The sequence below is a fragment of the Nocardia sp. CY15 genome, assembly GCF_009829295.1.
Lineage (GTDB): Bacteria > Actinomycetota > Actinomycetes > Mycobacteriales > Mycobacteriaceae > Nocardia > Nocardia sputi.
Map to the genome: position 1 here is coordinate 75,707 of NZ_VUOT01000023.1, position 18,179 is coordinate 93,885.

An 18,179-nucleotide genomic window follows, 5' to 3' on the forward strand; every position below is an offset into this window, starting at 1 on the left:
CGAACACGAAAAACGGGCCAGGGTTTCGAGACCCTGACCCGCTCGCTGTAGTCCGGAAGTGGTTCGGCGGTCAGGCCTGAACCGGCTCCGGGGCCACGATGTTGACGGTCTTGCGTCCACGCTTGGTGCCGAACGTCACCGCGCCCGCCGCCAGGGCGAACAGAGTGTCGTCACCGCCACGGCCGACGTTCACGCCGGGGTGGAAGTGGGTGCCACGCTGACGCACCAGGATCTCGCCGGCCTTGACCGTCTGGCCGCCGAAGCGCTTGACGCCGAGTCGCTGGGCGTTGGAATCGCGCCCGTTCCGGGAGCTGGACGCACCCTTCTTGTGTGCCATAGCTGGTTCTCCTCGGGATGTCTTACTTGATGCCGGTGACCTTCAGGACCGTCAGCGGCTGACGGTGACCCTGGCGCTTGTGGTAGCCGGTCTTGTTCTTGAACTTGTGGATGCGGATCTTCGGGCCCTTGGTCTGCTCGACCACCTCGGCGGCCACGGAGACCTCGGCCAGCTTCGCGGCGTCGGTGGTCAGCTCGGCGCCATCGACGACGAGGACCGGGGCCAGCGCCACGGCGGTGCCCGGCGCACCCTCGATCTTCTCCACCTTCACCAGGTCACCGACCGCGACCTTGTACTGCTTTCCGCCGGTCTTGACGATCGCGTACGTTGCCATCGGTCGGCTGCCCTTCTTCCTGTAGTGCTCGGCACTTGCTCACGCGGCGACTCCTCCGGTCTGATTCCACCGGAAACCGCCACACGACTGGTCTGGTAATCGCCACCGCCTCGGCGCCTGGTGGCTCTCGGTATCGAACTGTCGAGAACCGGGCCACGAAGACAAAACATGTTGTCACCGGGCAGCGACTGTCCAAGATTACAGGACGGCTACCGCGACGACCAAACCGGCGTCCACGCTGCCACCGCGCCATGCCGTCGGTTCGCTGCCGGGACGCACGTGGCCCCCACCGGATGGACCAGCGGGGGCCACGTGAGGTGAGCTACAACTCAGTTCGACGCGTCCGGCGCGCCTGCCGGGCGGCCGACCGCACGCCTGCGCGGCCGGTTGCGCTGCGGCAGTTCGGCCGGTGCCGGCTGGGAGTAGTCGACCGCGGGCGCGGGCGTCTGCTCCCCGGTGGGTAGCACGAACACCGCCCCCGAACTGTCCGCGGCAGGCGCGGCAGCCGAACGGGCCACCCGTCGGCGACGAGCCGGACGGACCGACGCTTCTGCGGCAGCACCGTTGGCGGCAGCACCGTTCTCGCCCCTCGGGACCGGCTCGGCAGCCGAGACGGGTCGAGCGACCGGCTCGGCCGCGGCGACCGGCTCCGGTTCGGCGATGGCGGCAGGCTCGGCGACCGGCGCGGACTCGACCTTCTCGACTTCCTCGATGACCTCGACCACTTCGGCGGGCTCGGTCTCCGGCTCCTCGGCGGGCACCGCCACCGCGGCCTCGACGACCTCCGTGACCACTTGCTCGTCGGCGACCGCGGTTCCGGTCGGCTCCGCGGCGGCCTCGGACCGTTCCGGCTCCTGCTCGCCCTCATCGGAGTGGTGCGCGGCCATGGCCAGCGCCACCGGATGCGCCCGTTTGACGGCCGCTTCCTCCTCGGGTTGCTCGGCTGCCGGACCCGAGCCGTTCGCCGGCTGGGGAGCCTGCGCGGCCGCGCCCTTGTCCCGGCCACGGCGCCTGCGCGAACCGCTCTCCCGGGTGCGCGCCGCGGCCTCCTCACCGGAGCCGGGCTCCACCGGGTAGGCGTGCACAAGGATGCCGCGACCGTGGCAGTGCTCGCAGGTGGTCGAGAACGCCTCGACCAGTCCGGTGCCCAGCTTCTTGCGGGTCATCTGGACCAAGCCCAGCGAGGTGACCTCGGACACCTGGTGGCGGGTGCGGTCCCGGCCCAGCGCCTCGGTCAGGCGGCGCAGCACCAGGTCGCGGTTGGACTCGAGCACCATGTCGATGAAGTCGACGACGATCATGCCGCCGATGTCGCGCAGCCGCATCTGGCGCACGATCTCCTCGGCCGCCTCCAGATTGTTCCTGGTGACCGTCTCCTCCAAGTTGCTGCCGCCGGAGCCGGTGAACTTTCCGGTGTTGACGTCGATCACCGTCATGGCCTCGGTGCGGTCGATCACCAGGGTGCCGCCCGAGGGCAGCCACACCTTGCGATCCAGCGCCTTGGCCAGCTGCTCGTCGATCCGATAGGTCTCGAACACGTCGACACCGTTGTTCTCGTGTCGGGAGACCCGGGCGAGCAGGTCCGGCGCGACCGTGCCGATGTACTTCTCGACCGTGCTCCAGGCGCGGTCACCCTCGATGACCAGCTTGGAGAAGTCCTCGTTGAACAAGTCTCGGATGACCTTGACCAGGAGATCGGGCTCCTCGTACAGCGTCTTGGGCCCGTTGTTGTCCTTGCCCGTCTGCTGCTGGATCGTGCGCCAGGTCTTCTGCAGCCGCTCCACGTCGCGGGCCAGTTCCGTCTCGCTGACGCCTTCGGAGGCGGTGCGGATGATCACACCGGCGTCGGCGGGCACGATGTCGCGCAGGATCTCCTTCAGACGCTTGCGCTCGGTGTCCGGCAGCTTGCGGCTGATCCCGGTGGAGGTACCGCCCGGCACGTACACCAGGAAGCGCCCGGCCAGGCTGATCTGGGTGGTCAGGCGGGCGCCCTTGTGACCGACCGGGTCCTTGCTCACCTGGACCAGCACCTGGTCGCCCGGCTTGAGCGCCTGCTCGATCTTGCGCTCCCTGCCGCCGAGCCCGGCGGCCTCCCAGTTGACCTCGCCCGCGTAGAGCACACCGTTGCGGCCGCGGCCGATATCGACGAACGCCGCCTCCATGCTGGGCAGCACGTTCTGCACCTTGCCCAGGTAGACGTTGCCGACCATGGACGCGGAGCCGGTGCTCGTGACGAAGTGCTCGACCAGGATGTTGTCTTCGAGCACGGCCACCTGCGTGGCGGTGGGGTGATCCGGGAAAGACTTCTCGCGCACGACCATCACGCGGTCGACGGCTTCGCGGCGGGCCAGGAACTCCGACTCGGTCAGGATCGGCGGGCGGCGGCGGCCGGCCTCGCGTCCGTCGCGACGGCGCTGCCGCTTGGCCTCCAGCCGGGTGGAGCCGGTGATGCCCTGGACCTCGTCGACCGCGACACGGCTGCGGCTCTTGTTGCGCGGCTCGCGCTCGTGCACGACCGTGTTCGGCGGGTCGTCGTCGGAGGACTCGCTCTCCCCGGCCTCGCCCGCGACCTTGCGGCGGCGACGACGACGGCGGCGACGGCTGGAGCCTTCCGGCGCCTCGTCCTCGTCCTCGCCCTCGGCGGACTCGGAAGACTCGGAAGACTCCGCCGACTCCGAAGCCTCCGCGGACTCCACCGTCTCGGCGGTCTCGGGAGCCGACTCGTCGTCGTTCTCGTCGTCGGCTTCGTTTTCCTCGTCGCCGTCGGTTTCGGACTGCTGCTCGCCCCGGCCACGGCCACGCCCGCGGCGCCCACGACGCCTGCGACGCGGCTGACCTTCGGCGTCACCCTGCTGGTCGGCGGCCTCGCGCTCGTCCTCGGCGACCTCGGTCTCGTCCTCGGCGGGCTCGGGCGCCGGTTCTTCGGTGCGCCGGGTATCGCGCTCGGCGCGACGCTGTCTGCGCGCTGCCTCGGCGGCCGTGGCGTCCGGGGGCAGGAACAGCGGCGCCTGCACGACGGCGGCGGACTCGAACACCGCCGGGGCCACCGGCTCCGGCTCGGGCCGCACCGGGTGGGTGAACAGCTGCGTGGGCTGAGCTGCCGCGTCACCGGTCGGCGCCTGCGTGGCGCTCGGCACGTCCGGCGCGGAGAAGAGGACGCCCGCCCCGGTGAAGGGCGTGTCGGTCCGCGTTTCTCGCGCTGGTTGCGGCTGTTCGGCCGCCGATGGGGCGGCCGTCGCCCGCGTGGCGGCGTCTTCCCCTGGTTCGGCGGTCCGCGCCGGTGCGGGGGCATCCGCCTGCCCGGGGCTCGGCTGTTCGGCCGCGGCATCCGCCTCGACCGTCACCAAGGCGTCGCGCACCGATTCCGCGACGGCTCGGTCGACGTTGGACTGGGCGCTGCGCGCGTCGGCCCCCATCTCGGTGAGCTTGGCCAGGATGCGCTTGCTCGTTACTCCCAGCAGCTTGGCGAGTGCGTGAACTCGGATTCGCTCCGGCAATTGTTCGGCATCCTGTGATGTTGTTTCCAGCGGCTCTTGATCGGCCACGAAGTCTCCTCGGACCCCCGGGCGCGTCCCTCCCTGCGGGAGTGACGCGGCCGACGCGGGGGCACTGTCCGTTCGACTCACACCCGGTGGGCGCGAGGTCAAGTGGTCTCGCCCCGCGTGCCCGGTTATTTCCTCGGTTGTTCGTCGTTCGGGCTAACTGGTCACGCGGCGCCTGGCTGTATGGCTGAACTCCGCGGATCGAGCGCTCATCCAGCGTGCCTAGCGGACAGGCGACCCTGTGACCAGGCCGTTTGTCCACAGCAGCGATGATCGGCATCGAACCGTGGTGTCATCCGGCTGCGCTCGTCACGTCTCGTTCGCGCACCTGCACGAACAGTCTGCGTCGATAGCAGCCGATGCCAGTATCCCACACCGCGCGCCGGGCGTTCGCCATCGGCGCTCCACTCGGTCCGGCCCGCGGCGCGAACGCGCACGTCGCAGCAGCGCGGGCACGACCATCGAGGCTCGGTCAGGCGGGCCGCTCGGGGAACCAGAGCGCGATCTCACGCTTGGCCGATTCGGGCGAATCGGACCCGTGGACCAGGTTCTCCTGCGTCTCGAGAGCGAAGTCTCCGCGAATGCTGCCAGGCACGGCTTTCTCGACCGGATCGGTGCCGCCCGCGATCTGGCGGAACGCGGCGATCGCGCGCGGGCCCTCCAGGATGGCCGCGACAACCGGGCCCGAGGTGATGAATTCGATCAAGGACCCGAAGAACGGCTTCTCGGCGTGCTCGGCGTAGTGGCCCTCGGCCAGTTCCTCGGACACGTGCTTCAGCTCGAGGGCGACGATCTTCAGGCCCTTACGCTCGATGCGTGCCAGCACCTCGCCGACAAGGCCACGGGCCACACCGTCCGGCTTGATGAGTACCAACGTCTGCTCAGTCACGGCGCACAGCCTATCCGGCACGCTTCCGGGCGCGACAGCAGCGGTAGGGCTGCTCGGCGGCGGTGTCCGTTCCGTGGCCCGGACTGGCCGCCGACGACAGCCCCGTCGGCCGGTCGCCACCGCATCGAGCGGGCTACCGACGCTGGATGCGCTGGCTGGGCAGCAGGCCTTTCTCCATCCGGCTGCGCACATCGGCGCGCAGCACCAGGATGAAGCCCCAGACCACCCCGAAGATCACGCCGATGACGCCGATGGACAGGTGGATGAACGCACCCAGCAGGACGAACACCTGTAACCCGAGGTTGAACGGCAGCGCCCAGGACCGCCGCTGCACCCCGGCTCCGAGGACCATCACCACCGCCAGCGCCACGAGGTAGGTGCCCGAGACCCAGGTCACCCCGCCGCCGACGTCGGCGACCACCGGCAGCGCGAGCAGCACCACGATCGCCTCGAGCACCAAGGTCCCCGCCATCACGCCGCGGAAACCTCTCCACGGGTCCGTCGCGGGGGCGGGTACCGACTGCTCGCCCTGGTCGGCCGGATCGCTCATGCTGTGCCCTCCTCGGCGTTCGCCGGGCCGCTGTGGCGCCTGACGCTCATGCTGTGACGTTCGGGACGGACGCGGGCCCGCCGTGGGTGGGCGGACTGCCGGCCGAGGGCTGGACGCTCATGCCGGGTCCTTCCCGAACAGCGCGCGAGCCGCGCCTGCCGTGACCACCGACCCGGTGATCACCACGCCCGCGCCCGACACCGTCTCCCCCGGTTCGCCCACCTCTTCGGCGATCGCGATCGCGGTCTCCAGCGCGTCGGGCAGCGTGGCGGCGGTGACCACCCGCTCGTCGCCGAATCGCTGTACCGCGAGGTCGGTCAAGGTCTCCACGTCCAGCGCGCGCGGCGAGCCGTTGCTGGTGACGACGATCTCGTCGAACACCGGCTCCAGCGCGGTCAGGATGCCGGCGGCGTCCTTGTCGCCGAGCACCGCGACCACGCCGACCAGCTTGCGGAAGTCGAACTCCTCGGTCAGCGTCGCGGCCAGCGCCCGCGCGCCCGCGGGGTTGTGCGCGGCGTCGATGAAGATGGTCGGCGCGCTGCGCATACGCTCGAGCCGTCCGGGACTGGTCACGCTCGCGAAACCGGCGCGCACGGCGTCGATGTCGAGCCTGCGCTGCGCGCCCGCGCCGAAGAACGCCTCCACCGCCGCCAGCGCGAGCACCGCGTTGCGCGCTTGGTGCTCGCCGTGCAGCGGCAGGAAGATCTCGTCGTACACCCCGCCGAGACCCTGCAACTCGAGTTGCTGCCCGCCGACCGCGATCTGCCGGGCGAGCACGCGGAACTCGGAGCCCTCGCGCGCCACCGCGGCGTCCACTTCGACGGCGCGGCGCAGCAGCACCTCCATCGCCTCCGGTTCCTGCTGCGCGATCACGGCGACGTTGTCGCGCGGCACCAGGCTTTCCGGGGCGCGCTTGATGATCCCGGCCTTCTCGCCCGCGATCGAGGCCAGGTCCGGACCGAGGTAGTCGGTGTGGTCCAGGCCGATCGGCGTGATCACCGCGACCTGCCCGTCGACGACGTTGGTGGCGTCCCAGGTGCCGCCCAAACCCGTCTCGACGACCGCGACATCGATCGGCGCCTCGGCGAAGGCGGCGAAGGCCATGCCGGTGAGCACCTCGAATTTGCTCATGGCGGGCCCGCCCGCGGACTGCGACTGCTTGTCGATCATCTCGACGTAGGGCAGCAGTTCGCGGTAGATCTCCACGTACCGGCCGGGGGTGATCGGCGCGTTGTCGATGCTGATCCGCTCGGAGGCCAGTTGCAGGTGGGGACTGGTGATCCGGCCGGTGCGCCGGTGCAGCGCGGTGAGCAGCGCGTCGATCATCCTGGTCACCGAGGTCTTGCCGTTGGTGCCCGCGATGTGGATGGCCGGGTAGTTCTGCTGCGGCGAGCCGAGCAGGTCCATCAACGTCGCGATCCTGGCGAGCGAGGGCTCGATCTTGGTTTCCGGCCAGCGCCGGTCGAGTTCCGCCTCGACCAGCGCCATCTCGGCCAGCTCCACCGGGGAGGGCCCGGAACCGAGCCGCGCCCCGCCGCCACGGCGCTCGTCGTCGCCGTATTGCGGTTCCGGCTCGTGGTTCACTTGCCGCTCAACTCCGCCAGTCGCGTGCCGATGCGCGCCACCTCGTCGGAGGCGACCTGCTGCCTGCCGCGGATCTTGTCGACCACGTGCTCGGGTGCCTTGGCCAGGAACGCCTCGTTGCCGAGCTTGGCGGTGGTGTTCTGGAGCTCCTTCTCCGCAGCGGCCAGATCCTTCTCCAGCCTGCGGCGTTCGGCGTCCAGGTCGACCGCGCCGGAGGTGTCCAGCTCCACGGTGACCGTCCCGGTGCTCAGGCGGACCTCCACCGACGCGGTCGCGGCGAAGTCGGCGCCGGGCTCGGTGAGCCGCGCCAGATTCGCGACCGAGGCGGCCTGCTCGCCGAGCCCCGCCTCGTCCACACCGATGAGCTTGGCCGCCACCTTCTGCTTGTCCGCCAAGCCCTGGTCGCTGCGGAACCGACGGATCTCCGTGATCAACCGCTGGGTGTCCGAGATGCGTTGCGCCGCCCCCTGGTCCGCGGGCACACCGGAGGGCTGCGGCCACGGCGCGATCACCACCGATTCGCCGCCGGTCAGCGCCTGCCACAACGCCTCGGTGACGAACGGGATGACCGGATGCAGCAGGCGCAGCACCGCGTCGAGCACGGAACCGAGCACCAGCTCGGTCGCCTCGGCGCGCGTACCGTCGGCGGCGAACTGCACCTTGGTCAGCTCCAGGTACCAATCGCACAGCTCGTCCCAGGCGAAGTGATAGAGCGCCTCGCACGCCTTGCCGAACTCGTAGGCGTCGAACGCGGCGTCGGCCTCGGCGCGCACCGCGTCCAGCCGGTCCAGGATCCAGCGGTCGGCGTCGGTGAGCTGGGCGCGGTCGGGCAGATCGCCGACTCGCACACCGTTCATCAGCGCGAACTTGACCGCGTTGAACAGCTTCGTCACGAAGCTGCGCGAGGCGAGCACGTGCGGCTCGCCGACCGAGAGGTCACCGCCGGGCTGCGCGCCGCGCGCGAGGGTGAACCGCGTGGCGTCGGCTCCGAAGCCGTTGATCCAGTCCAGCGGGTCGATGCCGTTGCCGCGCGACTTGGACATCTTCTTGCCGTACTGGTCGCGGATCAGGCCGTGCAGGAAGACGTCCTTGAACGGCACCTGCCGCTCGCCGCTCTTGCCGACGGTCAGCGCGGCGTCCTCGGCGACGTAGGTGCCGAACATCATCATCCGCGCCACCCAGAAGAACAGGATGTCGTAGCCGGTGACGAGAACGCTTGTCGGATAGAACTTCTCCAGCTCGGCGGTGGCGTGCGGCCAGCCCATCGTGGAGAACGGCCACAGGCCGGAGGAGAACCAGGTGTCGAGCACGTCCGGGTCCTGGACCCAGCCCTCGGGCGCCTGTTCGTCGGGCCCGACGCACACCACTTCGCCCTCGGGGCCGTACCAGATCGGGATGCGGTGGCCCCACCACAGCTGACGCGAGATGCACCAGTCGTGCATGTCGTCGACCCAGCCGAACCAGCGCGGCTCCTGGCTCTTCGGGTGGATCACGGTGTCACCGGACCGCACGGCGTCACCGGCGGCCTTGGCCAGTGACTCGACCTTCACCCACCACTGCATGGACAGGCGCGGCTCGATCGGCTCGCCGGTGCGCTCGGAGTGCCCCACGCTGTGCAGGTACGGCCGCTTCTCGGCGACCACCCGGCCCTCCCTGACGAGCCGCTCGCGCACCTTGACGCGCGCCTCGAAGCGGTCCATGCCGTCGAACTCGGTTCCGGTGCCGGTGATCCGGCCGCGCTCGTCCATGATGGTCGGCATCGGCAGGCCGTGCCGCAGACCCATCTCGAAGTCGTTGGGATCATGCGCCGGTGTGATCTTCACCGCGCCCGAGCCGAATTCGGGATCGACGTAGTCGTCGGCGATGATCGGGATCTGCCGTCCGGTGATCGGATGCTCCAGGGTGGTGCCGATCAACGCCCGGTAGCGCGGATCCTCCGGATGCACGGCCACCGCGGTGTCGCCGAGCATGGTCTCCACCCGGGTGGTGGCCACGACGACGTGCGGCTCGTCGTCGTTCAGGGCGCCGTAGCGCAGCGAGACCAGCTCGCCTTCGACGTCCTCGTATTTGACCTCGATGTCGGAGATCGCGGTACGCAGCTCCGGCGACCAGTTCACCAGCCGCTCCGCGCGGTAGATCAGTCCCGCGTCGTAGAGCCGCTTGAACATGGTCTGCACGGCGCGCGAGAGGCCCTCGTCCATGGTGAAGCGGTCCCGGCTCCAGTCCACGCCGTCGCCGAGCGCGCGCATCTGCCACTGGATGGCGCCGCCGGACTCGCGCTTCCAGTCCCAAACCTTCTGCACGAACAGTTCGCGGCCGAAGTCTTCCTTCGTCTTGCCGTCCACCGCGAGCTGCTTTTCCACCACGGTCTGGGTGGCGATGCCCGCGTGGTCCATGCCGGGCAGCCAGAGCACCTCGTAGCCCTGCATGCGCTTGCGGCGCGACAGCGTGTCCATCAAGGTGTGGTCGAGCGCGTGGCCCATGTGCAGGGTGCCGGTGACGTTCGGCGGCGGCAGCACGATCGAGTACGGCGGCTTCCCGCTGGCGGGATCGGCGGTGAAATAGCCGGCGGCTACCCAGCGCTCGTACATCTCGGCCTCCACCTCGCCGGGGGTCCAGCTTTTGGGGAGGGCATCGGCACGATTACGCGTGTTGTCAGGGGCTGCGCTGGTCACCCCGCGATTCTAGAGCGCGTCCATCCGCCGACTTCGGGTCGGTCGACCCCCGGTCACCTTGCCCGCGGATCCGCCGGTCGACGCCGCGCCGGAAATGAAGAGGCGGCAGGGCGGCGGCCACGGCGCTCGGCACAAACCGTGCGATAGCGAATTCCGCGCTGGAGACGACCCGCACCGGAGACAATCCGTGCTGCGGACAAAGAGAGGCGGAGTCTTCGGTGGATGAGGGACACCGAACACTCCGCCCACGTCAGAAGCTTACCGGCGATCCGAGGCGCGGCGCGAAATCCATAAGTAATTCTCAGCTTCCGGCATTTTCACACCTCGGGAATTCCCCTTATCGGGCGGGTACGGTGGCGTCGGCCAGCACCAGGTCACCGTTGATCGCCATCGCGGCGGTCGAGCCCGCACCCGCCGCGGAGATCACCTGGGCAGCCGGATCGGCGACATTGCCCGCGGCCCAGACTCCCGCCGCGCTGGTACGCCCGGTCGCGTCGGTGACCACCCAGCCGTTGTCGTCGAACGCGCAGCCCAACGCGACCAGCACGTCGTCGTTGGCGCGGAAGGTCGGCGCGACGAACATCGCCGTTCTCGGCACCGCCCGTCCATCGGCCAGTTCCACGCCGCGCAGCCGGTCGTCCACGATCAACCGGGCCACCGGGCCTTCGAGTACCCGCACCCGGCGCGCGTCCAGGTGGGCGCGGTCACCGTCGGACAGGGGCATCGTGTTCGGGAAGAAGATGACGTCCCGCGACCACTGCGGCAGCAGCAGGGCCAAGTGCACCGCGCGGGCCAGGGCTCCTGGTTCCAGCCCGCCGAGCACACCGATCGGCTGGTCACGGACCTCGTAGCCGTGGCAGTACGGGCAGTGCAGCACATCGCGACCCCATCGCTCCCGCACTCCCGGCAGGTCCGGCAGTTCGTCGCGCAGCCCGGTGGCGACGAGCACGCGGCGCGCCCGCAGAGTCGCGCCGCCGCCCAGGCGCAGCATGTACGCCGAGCCCCCGGTCCCCTCCGCGTCGACGACGACGTCATCGATCAGTTCCGCACCGTAGCTCGCGACCTCGGCGGCTCCGCCGGCCAGCAGGTCCGCCGGTGGCATCCCGTCCCGGGACAGGAACCCGTGCATGTGCTCGGCGGGCGCGTTGCGCGGCGCACCGCCTCTGATCACCGCCACCCGTCGCCGCGCCCGGGCCAGGACCAACGCCCCGGACAGTCCCGCCGCGCCGCCACCTACGACCACCACGTCGTATATCTCGCTCATTCGCGATCACCTCCACCGACACAGTGCCGTCGACCTCGCCCATGCAGCAACTAATGTTGCCGAATCCGGGAAAATGCGGTGCACTGGTGACATGTCCACACCACCGGCTGTCACCGCGGCCCTGGCCGACATCGGCCCGCGGCTCAAAGCGCTGCGCACCCGCCGCAACGTCACACTTACCGCGCTGGCGGAAAGCACCGGGATCTCCAAGAGCACGCTCTCACGCCTGGAGTCCGGACAGCGAAAAGCCAGCCTGGAGCTACTGCTGCCGATCGCGATGGCCCACCAGGTGCCGCTGGACGAACTGGTGGCCGCGCCCCGGATCGCCGATCCCCGGGTCCACTCGACGGCGCGGAAGATCAACGGGCTCACCATTGTTCCACTCACCCGGCAACCGGGCCCGTTGCAGGCGTTCAAGATCGTCATTCCGCCTGATCGCGGCGAGCCCGACCCCAAGGTGCACGAGGGTTTCGAGTGGCTCTACGTGCTGTCCGGCCGGCTCCGACTGGTGCTCGGCGAGCACGATCTGGTGCTCGGCCCCGGCGAGGCGGCCGAATTCGACACCCGCCAGCCGCATTGGTTCGGCAGCGCGGGCCGAGGCCCGGTGGAAATCCTCAGCCTTTTCGGGTCCCAGGGCGAACGTATGCATCTTCGCGCCAGGTCGGCGGGCCGGAAACGCGAATAATCCGAAATGTTCGAAATGTCCCATATTGCCAAAACGCGAAAACTCGGGACTCTGGAGAGCGTGAACACTCCGAGCGTCCCTCCTGCGGTGAATCTTCCCGAAAAACCAGGGTTTTCCCGGTTGCCGAACACGTGCCGTTTGCGGACGCTGGGAGAGGTGAACCCTCCGCTGGACGCCGTGCCGGCCTACGCCCCGGAACCCCGGCTTCCGATCCTGCTCCCGGATACGCTGCACGACCTACGCGGTGGCGCGATCGAGGAGATCCGGTACCCGGCCGCGGCGGCGCTGATCGTCGCGGGCGTCCCCGGTGCGGGCAAGAGCACCGCGCTGCGGAAGTTCTTCGGCGCCGATTCGGCCGCCACCGCGCCGTCGCGCAGCTCCACCGGAGTGCTGGTGCTCGACTCGATGCAGGCCCGCAATCGCTGGCGGCCCAGGTTGTGGTGGCTGCCCTACCTGCTGTGGCGGCCGCTGGTGCACGCGGCGCATTTCCTGGCGATCCGCACCGCCTTGCGTTCTGCCACCGGTCCGGTCGTCATCCACGATTGCGCCACGTTCCACTGGGCCCGCGCCCTCATCGCGCGCTGGGCGGCGGATCGTGAACTGCACCTGCTCATGCTCGACGTGCCCGCGGCGGTCGCGCGCGCGGGCCAGCACAGCCGTGGCAGGCGGATCAACCACATGAGCTTCCGGCTGCACGTGCGGCGCTGGCGGCAACTGATGCGAGCGGTGGCGACCGAGCAGCGGTCGCCGACCGGCGCGTCGAGGTCGGTCGTCATCGTCGACCGGGCGGCCGTGGACCGGTTGCGGTGCGTGAGTTTCGACTGATTCGCGCTGCCGCCGGGGTGGTCAGGGCACCAGGACGGTCAACGCGCCGGGGACCGCCCGAATGGTGATCGGCAAGGTGCCCGCCGGTTCACCGTCGGCGGTGGCGGGCGCGCCCGCGGCGGTGAGCGTGACGGCCGCGGCGCGGAACTGCTTGACCTCCGGGTGGTCGCGGCGCTTACCCGCCGACAGCGCGGGCAGCAGGCGCAACATCTCCACGCGCGACAACGCGCCGACCACGGTCAGGTCGAGCAGTCCGTCGTCCATGATCGCGTCCGGGCAGATCAGCATGCCGCCGCCATAGGTGCGGGTGTTACCGACCGCGACCATGACCGCCTCGGTCTCCAGCAGGGCGCCCTCCCCCGGGTTGGTCAACCCGTCGGTCACCGCGCCCTCCAACTCGACCCGATACGGCACGGTGAAGCGCCCGGAGATCTCGGCCAGCGCGGCGACGGTGTAGCGCAGTCTCCCTTTCGGCCAGCGCATCTCGTTGGCGCGCAGGGTGACTCGCGCATCGAATCCGGTGCCGATCACCGTGGCGAACCACATCGGCTGCCCCGGCGCATCGATCCGGCCGAGATCGATCGTCCTGGTCCGGCCGCGCAACACCAGAGCGGCGGCGGCGAGCGGATCGTCGGTCGGCACCCCGAGTTCCCTGGCCAGGTCGTTGCCGGTGCCCGCGGGAATCATGCCGAGCGCGACCCCGGTCTCCGCGACGGCCGGAAGGGTCACATTGATCAGGCCGTCGCCGCCGACGCAGACCACAGCGTCCGGCGGCGCGCCGCCCACGCCCGCGATGGAATCCCGCACCTGCCGGACCGTTTCGGCGACGGAAGGGGCGCACACCTCGGTGACCTCGGCCCCGCCCGCGCGGAAACGGGCGATCGCGGCGCTCGCCGCGTCGCCGCCTCTACCGTGCCCGGACCGCGGGTTGGTCACCACGGTGATTCTGCGCACCGGCGAATACTCGGTCATGGCAGCAGCTTTCCGGGGTTCAGGATGCCGGCCGGGTCGAGTTCTGCCTTCACCGCGCGCAGGACGCGCACGCCGAGGTCACCCACCTCGTCCGGCACCCAGGGACGGTGATCGGTTCCCACCGCGTGGTGATGGGTGATGGTGCTGCCCGCCGCGACGATCGCGTCGCCCGCCGCGCGCTTGGCGGCCTGCCACTGGGCCAGCGGGTCGTCCAACTGCTTGGCGACGACCGTGAAATACAGCGACGCGCCAGTCGGGTAGGTATGCGAGATGTGGCACATGACCAGGGGCGGCGTCCCCTGCCCGCCGAGCGAATCGGTCAGCGCCGCGGTCACCTCGGCCTTCAGCGCACTCAGGTTCGACCAGGTGGTGGCCGTTTCCAGCGTTTCGCAGAGCACGCCGACATCCAGGAGCGCGTCACGCAGGTACGGCGCGGCGAAACGGCCGTGCTCCCATTCCCGCGCCGGTGTCTCGCCCAGGGCCGTGCCGCCCGCCGCGGCCAGCAGCGCACTCGCTTCGGCACTGCGGGCGGCGACGTGCGCCGCGCTGCCCTCGAAGGTGGTGACGGCCAGGCACCCGGTTACCGGGTTGCCGCCGATATCGCCGGAGCGGGCGAGGTTGATCCCGGTCTCCGCCTCGTCGGAGAGCCGGAGCACGGTCGGCGCCGCGCCCGCCTGCACTACCGAACGCAATGCGGCGGCGCCGGTCCGGAAGTCGGGAAACGACCACGCCTGGTAAGCGACGGTTTCCGGAACCGGGTGCACTCGCAGGGTGACCTCGGTGATCACACCGAGCGTCCCCTCCGAGCCGACGAACAACTCGCGTAGATCCGGCCCGGCGGCGGAGGCGGGTGCGCGACCGAGTTCGAGCGTGCCGGTGGGCGTGGCGATCTTCAGCCGCTGCACCATGTCGTCGAAGCGGCCGTAACCCGCCGACGCCTGGCCGGACGAGCGCGTCGCCGCGAAGCCGCCGATCGTGGCGAACTCGAAACTCTGCGGGAAGTGACCGAGCGAGAGCCCGTGCGCACCGAGCAGTTCCTCCGCCCGCGGACCGGTCAGGCCCGCGCCCAGCGTGGCGGTGCCACTGATCGGATCGATCTCGGTGACGCCGTCGAGCCTGCGCAGGTCCAGCGCGATCACGGCGCCGAAGCGACCGCGCACGGGGTCGACCCCGCCGACCACGCTGGTGCCGCCGCCGAAGGGCACCACCGCGACGGCGTGCGCCGCGCAGTAGGCGAGCACGGCGAGGACCTGCTCGTGATCGGCGGGGAAGACGACGGCATCCGGCGCGTCCTGCGGGCCCTCGGCCCGCCTGCGCAGCAGATCGGGTGTGCTCTTTCCCCCGGCGTGCCGCAGCCGATCGCGGTGGTCGGCCGACACGTTCGCGGAGCCGACCACCTCGATCAACCCGGCTCGCAGCGCGGGCGTCAACGCCGATTCGCGCAGTGGCACGTCGCCCTCATCGCGGCGCGCCACCGGGTTGCCCGACACCCCGAACACCTGCGACAGCAGACCACGGATCCGCTCCGAAAGGGGCTGGTGTCCAGCCGGGACACCCCAAGCATCCCAGACCATACTCGGCGACCCGCCCGAGCCGGCCTTTGCCGCGAGAGCCGGATCACCGCCGGTGTGCTGCTGCGTTCTCACCATACGTTACAGTTTGACATATACTGTCAAGCAGTAACGAAAGTTCGGCTCGTTCTTCCAGGTCGGCGACCCGTCGACCGCTCGACCCACCGGTGGTGAACCGTTGACCGCTCCCGACACCTCCGCCGAGAACCCGCTCTCGGCGACCGACCTGGCGATCCTCGACGCGGCCCGTGCCTGCGTTCAGGAATTCGGCGTGCGCCGCACCACGCTCACCGAGGTGGCACGGCGTGCGGGCGTCAGCAGGCCGACCGTCTACCGGCGCTGGCCGGATACCGGCGCGCTGGTGGCCGAGCTGCTGGTCCGCGAGCTGCGCGGCATCGTGGCGGCGGCCATGCCGTCCGCGGGCAGCGCGCGCACCAGGCTGGTCGAGGGCATGGTCACGGGCGCGGCGACCGTTCGGGCGAATCCTCTGTTCGGCAAGATTTTTCGCACCGACACCGATCTGATGCTCACCTACGTCTTCGGCAGGCTCGGGCGCAACCAGCGCGCTCTGATCGAGCTGTTCGCGGCCGGTATACGGGAAGGCCAGCAGGACGGCTCCATACGCGGCGGCGACCCGGAGCGGATGGCCACGATGCTGCTGCTGATCGCGCAGTCCGCGGTGCAGTCGGCGGGCACCGTCGCGCCGCTGCTGGCGGGCGAGCACCTCGACACCGAACTCCGTCACGCCATCGACGGGTACCTCGACGACAACACCCGCGAAGCGGCCGCGGACTCCGATCGAAGGAACCCGCGATGACCACGGGCTCGTACGCCTCCCGCCCGACTCGAAAGGCATAGCGATGACCGAGCACTCGATGCCCGCGGGCGACTCCGCGTTGAACGCCGCGCGCCGCGCCGCGGATCTGTCCCGGCTCGGCGACGGCGCCGAGATCGATGTCCTGGTGATCGGCGGCGGCGTCACCGGCGCGGGCGCGGCGCTGGACGCCGCCGCCCGTGGACTGCGCACCGTGCTGGTGGAACGCCACGATCTGGCCTTCGGCACCAGCCGCTGGAGTTCCAAGCTGGTGCACGGCGGCCTGCGCTATCTGGCCGGCGGACGGATCGGCATCGCGCATGAGAGCGCGGTGGAACGCGGCATCCTGATGCGCACCACCGCGCCGCATCTGGTGCGCCCGCTGCCCCAGCTGGTGCCGCTGCTGCCCGGAATAGGCACAACCCGAGCGGCGCTCGTGCGCGCCGGTTTCCTGGCCGGTGACCTGCTGCGGCGCGGCGCGGGCACACCGGCGGCGATCCTGCCCCGGTCCCGGCACGTCGCCGCCGCGGAAGCCGTGCGCCTCGCACCGACCGTGCGGCGCGCGGACCTGCGCGGCGGCCTGCAGGCATGGGACGGACAGCTGGTCGACGACGCGCGCCTGGTCGTCGCGCTGGCGCGCACCGCGGCGGCCCACGGTGCTCGGGTGCTGACCCGCGTCGAAGCACTCGAGGCGAGCGGGAATTCGGCGATCCTGCGCGACACGCGCACCGGCGAGACACTCACGGTGCGGCCGCGCACCGTGGTGAACGCCACCGGCGTCTGGGCCGACCAGCTGGATCCGAGTATCCAGCTGCGCCCGAGCCGCGGCACCCACCTGGTGTTCTCCGCGGCGTCCTTCGGCGGCCTCACCGCCGCACTGACCGTGCCGGTGCCCGGCAGCATCGGTCGCTTCGTCTTCGCCTTCCCCGCCGCACACGGCCGGGTGTACCTGGGATTGACCGACGAAGACGCGCCGGGCCCGGTTCCCGACGAGCCGAAGCCCACCGACGGCGAGATCGACTTCCTGCTCGACACCCTCAACCCAGCTCTGCGTGAGCCGTTGACCCGCGACGATGTCCGTGGCTCCTACGCCGGACTGCGCCCGCTGCTGCAGACCGCCGACGACAGCACGGCCGACATCTCCCGCAAGCACGCGGTGCTGCGTTCACCGAACGGGATCATCACGATCGTAGGAGGCAAGCTCACCACCTACCGGCGGATGGCCGAGGACGTGATCGACGCCGCGGTCGCGCAGGGCGGTCTCGGGGCGGGACCGTGCCGGACCCGGCGGCTCCCCTTGGTGGGTGCGGTCTCCGGCGCGGCGCGCGACCGCATCGACGCCCCGCCCGTGCTGATCGAGCGTTACGGCAGCGAAGCGGCGACGGTGCTGGCCGCGGCGCGCCGCGATCCGGCGCTCGCCGAACCGGTGGCGCCCGGAATCGACGTGTCGCGGGCGGAATTCGTGTTCGCGGTGTCCCACGAGTGCGCGCTCGACGCCGATGATCTACTGGACCGGCGCACGCGCATCGGCCTGGTCGCCGAAGACCGGGCCGCCGCGTCTGCGGCCGCCGAACTGGCCCTCACCTAGCGGCGCACCGCCTTTCGCGGCTGGAGTCCATCGACCATTCGGACAGCTCGGCGCGCATGCACGCGCGCGGCCAGCGGTCGAGGCCGTGCGCGTGTTCGGCCGCACGCAGCGCGGTCAGTCCCGGCGTCTGCTCCTCCGCCGACAGGTACCGGAAGCCGAGCCGCTCGTAGTACGGACCGTTCCAGGCGACCTCGGTGAAGGTGGTCAATGTCATCGCGGGCAACCCCGCGGCAGCGGCCCAGCGCGCGCCTCGGTCGAGCAAGCGCTTGCCGATCCGGCGTCCGGCGTAGTCGGGGTGCACGGAGACCTGCTCGATATGGGCGTTCCCGTCGACGATCCCCACGATCAGGTAGCCGATCGGCACGTCGTCGTCAATCCATACCCAGGCGCGCCCGGCCTGCTGGAACTCTCGCAGAGTGGCCACCGAAGGAGGTTCGTCGTCGGCCACCGCCGTCATCCCGATCTCCGCGAACGGCTTGCCCGCCGCGCGTTCGATATCTTGGAGCGCGGGTAGGTCGTGCGTCGTCGCGGGGCGGATCACCCGCCCAT

The 18,179-nt window shown here is 70.5% G+C and carries 15 protein-coding genes; 4 read left to right on the forward strand and 11 right to left on the reverse strand.

Translation table 11 applies throughout. From position 1 onward, the window contains the following. Positions 1-70 precede the first annotated feature (70 nt). The 8 genes from rpmA to GVY39_RS23455 form a co-directional block, all read right to left on the reverse strand. Positions 71-337, reverse strand: coding sequence for a 50S ribosomal protein L27 (rpmA, locus tag GVY39_RS23420; protein WP_159928075.1), 267 nt, complete (start codon positions 335-337; stop codon positions 71-73). Positions 338-359: 22 nt separating this feature from the next. Continuing rightward, entirely contained in the window at positions 360-671 is a 312-nt protein-coding gene (gene rplU / locus GVY39_RS23425; RefSeq protein ID WP_159928073.1) for a 50S ribosomal protein L21, read from the reverse strand. A gap of 329 nt (positions 672-1,000) precedes the next feature. Next, the gene (locus GVY39_RS23430; protein ID WP_236565622.1) at positions 1,001-4,216 is read right to left on the reverse strand and encodes a translation initiation factor IF-2 N-terminal domain-containing protein; all 3,216 of its coding nucleotides are present in this window, start codon (positions 4,214-4,216) and stop codon (positions 1,001-1,003) included. A gap of 469 nt (positions 4,217-4,685) precedes the next feature. Further along, entirely contained in the window at positions 4,686-5,102 is a 417-nt protein-coding gene (gene ndk, locus GVY39_RS23435; protein WP_043688631.1) for a nucleoside-diphosphate kinase, read from the reverse strand. A gap of 133 nt (positions 5,103-5,235) precedes the next feature. After that, a complete protein-coding gene (locus tag GVY39_RS23440) occupies positions 5,236-5,652 on the reverse strand; it encodes a DUF4233 domain-containing protein (protein ID WP_159928071.1) in 417 nt (138 codons plus the stop codon). Positions 5,653-5,769: 117 nt separating this feature from the next. Beyond that, the gene (locus GVY39_RS23445) at positions 5,770-7,140 is read right to left on the reverse strand and encodes a folylpolyglutamate synthase/dihydrofolate synthase family protein (RefSeq protein WP_159928191.1); all 1,371 of its coding nucleotides are present in this window, start codon (positions 7,138-7,140) and stop codon (positions 5,770-5,772) included. A gap of 92 nt (positions 7,141-7,232) precedes the next feature. Continuing rightward, a complete protein-coding gene (locus GVY39_RS23450; RefSeq protein WP_159928069.1) occupies positions 7,233-9,911 on the reverse strand; it encodes a valine--tRNA ligase in 2,679 nt (892 codons plus the stop codon). Positions 9,912-10,248: 337 nt separating this feature from the next. Continuing rightward, the gene (locus GVY39_RS23455) at positions 10,249-11,175 is read right to left on the reverse strand and encodes an NAD(P)/FAD-dependent oxidoreductase (protein ID WP_159928058.1); all 927 of its coding nucleotides are present in this window, start codon (positions 11,173-11,175) and stop codon (positions 10,249-10,251) included. A 91-nt stretch (positions 11,176-11,266) separates the two neighbouring features. Between GVY39_RS23455 and GVY39_RS23460 the strand changes: the two genes are divergently transcribed. Further along, positions 11,267-11,860: a helix-turn-helix domain-containing protein gene (locus tag GVY39_RS23460; RefSeq protein ID WP_159928056.1), complete on the forward strand. Its 594-nt coding sequence runs from the start codon at positions 11,267-11,269 to the stop codon at positions 11,858-11,860. A gap of 156 nt (positions 11,861-12,016) precedes the next feature. Beyond that, a complete protein-coding gene (locus tag GVY39_RS23465; RefSeq protein WP_236565621.1) occupies positions 12,017-12,685 on the forward strand; it encodes an ATP-binding protein in 669 nt (222 codons plus the stop codon). A gap of 21 nt (positions 12,686-12,706) precedes the next feature. Here GVY39_RS23465 and GVY39_RS23470 read toward each other — a convergent pair whose 3' ends face one another. Together GVY39_RS23470 and GVY39_RS23475 are read right to left on the reverse strand one after the other, a co-directional pair. Next, entirely contained in the window at positions 12,707-13,657 is a 951-nt protein-coding gene (locus tag GVY39_RS23470; protein WP_159928054.1) for a YegS/Rv2252/BmrU family lipid kinase, read from the reverse strand. Continuing rightward, positions 13,654-15,231, reverse strand: coding sequence for an FAD-binding oxidoreductase (locus GVY39_RS23475; protein WP_159928189.1), 1,578 nt, complete (start codon positions 15,229-15,231; stop codon positions 13,654-13,656). Before GVY39_RS23475 ends, GVY39_RS23470 begins: the two co-directional genes overlap by 4 nt. A gap of 175 nt (positions 15,232-15,406) precedes the next feature. Between GVY39_RS23475 and GVY39_RS23480 the strand changes: the two genes are divergently transcribed. Then, on the forward strand, positions 15,407-16,045 hold the full coding sequence (locus tag GVY39_RS23480) for a TetR/AcrR family transcriptional regulator (protein ID WP_159928052.1): 639 nt from the start codon (positions 15,407-15,409) through the stop codon (positions 16,043-16,045). Between the two features lie 43 nt (positions 16,046-16,088). Next, positions 16,089-17,630 (forward strand): glycerol-3-phosphate dehydrogenase/oxidase, encoded by a 1,542-nt coding sequence (locus GVY39_RS23485; RefSeq protein WP_159928050.1) that lies wholly within the window; start codon positions 16,089-16,091, stop codon positions 17,628-17,630. Here GVY39_RS23485 and GVY39_RS23490 read toward each other — a convergent pair. After that, entirely contained in the window at positions 17,623-18,171 is a 549-nt protein-coding gene (locus GVY39_RS23490; RefSeq protein WP_236565620.1) for a GNAT family N-acetyltransferase, read from the reverse strand. The two genes, GVY39_RS23485 and GVY39_RS23490, sit on opposite strands and share 8 nt — an antisense overlap. Positions 18,172-18,179 lie beyond the last annotated feature (8 nt).